This is a genomic window from Salegentibacter sp. BDJ18, assembly GCF_017579965.1.
Taxonomy (GTDB): Bacteria; Bacteroidota; Bacteroidia; order Flavobacteriales; family Flavobacteriaceae; genus Salegentibacter.
This window is the reverse complement of sequence record NZ_JAFLQX010000032.1, coordinates 1-4,682: the sequence shown is the minus strand read 5'-3', so window position 1 is coordinate 4,682 and position 4,682 is coordinate 1. Positions and strand designations below refer to the sequence as shown.

Genomic DNA, 4,682 nt, shown 5'->3' with positions numbered 1-4,682 from the left:
TCAGCAGAATCCTTTAATGCAAAGATAAAAGCCTTTAGGGCTCAGTTTAGAGGAGTGAAAAATGTAGAATTCTTCTTATATAGATTAACCACAATTTTTGCTTAAACACAACAATTAGGCTTGATCCGTCTTTAAGTTAAACAATAAGTGTTAAAGACGAAAGTCAAATCAATCTAATGATCATTCTAAGATAGTGAAATGCTGGAAAGAAAGTATTCACCGAATCATTCACTGGATAGGGTGATATCAAACCATATCAAATGATATCGTAAAAACAAAAAACACTGAAAATCAATAGATTAACAGTGTTTTTATATCCTTTTAAAGAAGGTTCGTCGGGGTGGCAGGGTGAATTTGCCGCTCCCTTAATACCCGTAAATGCAGTACTTTTCTTTATTTCCTTTCCTCCAGGTAACCGAATGGGTAACTTTGAGAATGATTTAAATAATTAATCAAAGATAAGGAATTTTAAAACATACAATTATTACAAGGGTTTTATATCTTTAGATCTCCAACAAATTGAAGTGAACGAACTTCGCGTAATTCCAAAGCTTGGTTTTTATAGACACCTTCAATAGGTTTAAAAAAAGTTATGTCGCAAGGAATTCTTGTTAGTTCTGCGGTAAAATTTATTTTAATAGTTTCATCAATATCATCCAAATTAATAGTGTATTGAAATGTCGATTCATTTGGATTAAATAATCTAAGTGAGTTATCTAACTCTCTTAGGTCAGCATCAGAATTAAGCAATTCATTTTCAGGAACAAATTGAAATCCAGCACCGGGAAAATCGCCTTCTACACTAATATTATTTGGGTCAATAGTTCCGTTATCGATTAGGTTTTCCCCTGTGCTATCAACTATTCTGACATATAAGGAAGGAAATATTGGATCATAAAGTGAACAGTCAATTTCTTCTTCATCTTCATTTTTCGAACAGCCCATAAAAATTGTAACTGTAATTATTAGGAGAATTATTTTTTTCATACCACTTTGAAATAAAAGGTTTGTCAATTTGAAAGAAGGTATAGATGAAAATTCAGTTCGCGTTAAACTTAATTAAAGAGATAATTTATTCTAAAAGAGAAACTATTTGTTCTTAGATTAAATTCGTCAGTTTTATATAAATCACTTATTGCAGCCTGATAATTATAGCCTATTCCTGCTTCCAATTTTTTAATAAATTCATAATAGATTGAAGCACCAATAAATGCTTCTAAAAAATATCCTTTACTTATTGTATCTAAGTCATTTTTTATTTCAAAATTATTTTTGAGTCCGCCAATTATCACCGGTTTAAGTTTACCAGTCAGTAATGAATAATTAATAGAAATGGGAACAACTAAAAATCTTTGCTGTATGATTTCCGGAATCGAAGAAGAAAGAACATTACACAAAATGCAATCGTTGTATGTTCCAGTAAAGTCTTTTTTGGAATAAAGAAACCCAGAAGATACGGCTAATTTTTCTCCAAAATAGTAATTAGTTGTCAGTCCTAAACTATAATTACTTTGGTCGAATTCTACCTCTAATGCATTAGCACCTTTCATCTGTATATAATCTATTCCGGCTCTTTCGTCTGAAAAAAATAAATTATCAGTAGAATATTCAATTCCAAAGCTCCATCTTGGATTATTCTGGGAATAAACGCTAATTTGAAGTAGTAAAAATGTTATGAGTAATATTTTTTTCATAAAGCTATTGATTAACGGGAACATGAGTATTTATTGTAGCATTGAGGCTTATAATTAATGACTCTATTTAATAGATGCATTTTTTCTCGATTGGTTGCGTCAAATTGTTAACAAACATACTGTTAAATTAATTAGTTGATTCTTATACTGTATTCTAACTCCTAAAATTTCAGTAAGAATACAACCTAATTTTTTTTTGTTTAGTTCATATTAAAATAAGGGAGTAATCAAGAGGATGACACGCAGAGCGATGTCATTTGACTCCCCTAATATTTAAAATTCTGATTATAAACATATTAAATAATGAAAAACTCGAAATATATCCACCTCAGTGGATATACCCCACTGGAAGAAGCTGTAAAATCACGAGGGCTATAGCCAGTTAGTATTAAAATAGTATCCATTTTGATAAAATCAAATGCCACTCACCACTTTCACTTCCACTTCGCAAAAGCTTCATTTCAGCAAAAAAGGTTCATTACTAATTAATCTGGACATGGGTCAAAAAGCTTAGAATATTAAAAAACTGAAAAAATAATATTGAAAAGCTTTTTGACTCAAGACCGCCTGGGCGGTAACTAAAATTCACCGATCAGGATTTCAGAGTTTTTTTATACCTTCTTGCTTCACCTTACCTTTTGCTGCAAAAAGAACAAGCTTTAAAATTAACCGGAGTGCATAACCGCTATGCTTTTATAACTCCTCAATAATTTTAAAAGCTTGAAGATGAATGGCAACAAAAGGTAATGCGACGGCTCTGGAAGAAGTAAATAAAAATAACGTAATAAACCAGTTCATCCTGATCTACAAGATTTCTTATTTTCGCCGGCAAAAGGAAAATGCTCAAGATGAAAAAAGTAAATCTTATTATCTCAGTGATGGCGAACTTAGGCAGTTAAAATTTTTCTTTGAGTAAAATCTCGAAATTATTAAACTGAATTAGTAGCTCGATTTCCAAATGCATTAAAGAAAAGGAAAGCAAGATGTGTCATTGTAATGACAATCTTGCTTTGCGCCCGATGGTTGCAAAGGTTTTAAAATAAAAAACTTACCTCAAATAGCCTTAAAGCCCCAGAAAAAACCGTTGAAATTTGTGGCAAAACTAATTTGAATTAGACAGTAATTTTATACGCGAGTAGTGAATTGAACGCGAGATTACCAGTAAATGGGCTGGAACACCCTGGAAATAGGGTCAAATTTACTGGTAATACAAAACAAAATAGGTTTTGCGCCCTATGCTGTTTTTACTTTACACTTAACTTCCCGTACGCTATAAAAACAGCATAGGATCCAGCGCTGTAAGTTATGGTAGATTTAGGGGCCATAATTTTTCTTTTTTAACTAGCTTATTTTATATCAAAACCTACTAAATCTATAAAAAATTCAGCATCGTTTTATTTTTGATGACAAAGTGATGCGGAAATGATGCGGCTGAAAATCACCAGTATTACTGGTCTTATTTATATCTGGCATCGATTCATCAAAAAAAGAAGAAATTACCGGAGGCTTTTCTCCTTTGTGTCTACAGAATTTGTTGCTTTGATGCAGATCTTCCCGAAAGCCTTGATAAGACTGGGCTTATGGGCCGCATCACTTCTGCATCGTTTCATCGTTTCTTATTTAGGAGAGTTTAGATTGCAATTGATCCATATCGTCTCCTAATTTTTGATCAACTACTCTGGCATAGATTTGCGTAGTTGATAATTTAGTGTGCCCCAGGAGCTTTGAAACGGTTTCTATGGGCACTCCATTGGATAGGGTGACCGTTGTAGCAAAAGTATGTCTGGCAACGTGAAAACTAAGCTTTTTAGGAATTTTACACTGCTCTGCAATTTCCTTCAAGTAAGTATTTGTTTTTTGGTTGCTATACACCGGTAATAGAACTTCTGAAGTTGGTTTTTCATATTTATACAAAATACTGCGAGCTTTTTCCAGTAGCGGTACCTTAATCGGTTCATTGCTTTTCTCCCGCCTGCTATAGATCCAGTCCTTCCCATTCACGCCTTTTACCAGGTTATCCCGGGTAAGGTTTTTTAATTCCCCATAACACATTCCAGTATAGCAGGAAAAAACAAAAATATCCTTGGTGGTTTCCAGTGTTACTCTTCTGAATCGGGTCTCCTCAATATAATCTAGTTCTCTTTGGCTCAAATAAGCACGATCAAATTTTTCAAATTTCATTTTATAGTCCCGGAATGGATCCTTATCCAGCCAACCAAGTTTAATGGCTAAATTTGTGAGCTTCTTGAATCGCTCCATATGTTTCATTATTCCGTTATTACTCAACTGCTTTTTGCCATTTTTCCCCTTTTTTCTTCTTAGAAACTTGTCGAAACTGGAAACGAACTGATAATCTATATTTTTAAGATAGATATCTTTGATTCTATGCTCGCAGAAAAGGTAATCACTCAAATACTTTTCTGTAGCCCCGTAATTTTTCAGCGTTCCTGGTTTAAGTACATCAACCATAGTGGTTTTATGATATTCAAGAATTTCCTGGAGGGATTTAAAAGTCGCATCAGCCCCAAGAAAACGGGCTTTGATAGCCTTGGCTGTTATAATTCTATCTTCTTTGAGCAGGTCTTCATAACACTGCAGTAGTTTCGAATACTTGGCGTCCAGATAATTATTCAAAACTGTAGCTTCAAGGTTTCTTCCTTTTAATCTGTGGGCGCGATCATCCCAGGATTCCGGGTCACATTGTCGTCTTAAACTAATTTCTGCCCGACGGCCATTGACAGTAACCCTTGCATAAATAGGTGCAAGAGTATCTTTTTTCTTGGCCAAATTCAGCCAAAAGAGAATACGAAAAGTGGGTTTTGTTTTCATTGCCTTTCATTTAGGTAACCGATTTAACATAATTGTGGATCATTCTCAAAAGTTGTGTGTGAATTGAAATATTAGTTTGATTTTTGTTTTCTAAACAGGAAGCATTGGATCCATACATAGACCTACTCAAGATATTATTACCAGAACTATTAATCACCC

Annotated in this window: 4 protein-coding genes; 1 reads left to right on the top strand and 3 read right to left on the bottom strand. The window is 33.6% G+C overall.

Features of this window, described 5'->3' with window-relative positions; translation table 11 throughout:
• Positions 1–495 precede the first annotated feature (495 nt).
• Positions 496–987, bottom strand: a complete 492-nt coding sequence (locus J0871_RS17200; RefSeq protein ID WP_208226469.1) for a hypothetical protein — start codon at positions 985–987, stop codon at positions 496–498.
• 68 nt (positions 988–1,055) lie between these two features.
• Entirely contained in the window at positions 1,056–1,694 is a 639-nt protein-coding gene (locus tag J0871_RS17195) for an outer membrane beta-barrel protein (protein WP_208226467.1), read from the bottom strand.
• Positions 1,695–2,424: 730 nt separating this feature from the next.
• Here J0871_RS17195 and J0871_RS17190 point away from each other — a divergent pair.
• Positions 2,425–2,610, top strand: coding sequence for a hypothetical protein (locus J0871_RS17190; RefSeq protein ID WP_208226466.1), 186 nt, complete (start codon positions 2,425–2,427; stop codon positions 2,608–2,610).
• 704 nt (positions 2,611–3,314) lie between these two features.
• Here the strand turns inward: J0871_RS17190 and J0871_RS17185 are convergent.
• Positions 3,315–4,523, bottom strand: coding sequence for a site-specific integrase (locus J0871_RS17185; protein WP_208226464.1), 1,209 nt, complete (start codon positions 4,521–4,523; stop codon positions 3,315–3,317).
• Positions 4,524–4,682: the final 159 nt, after the last annotated feature.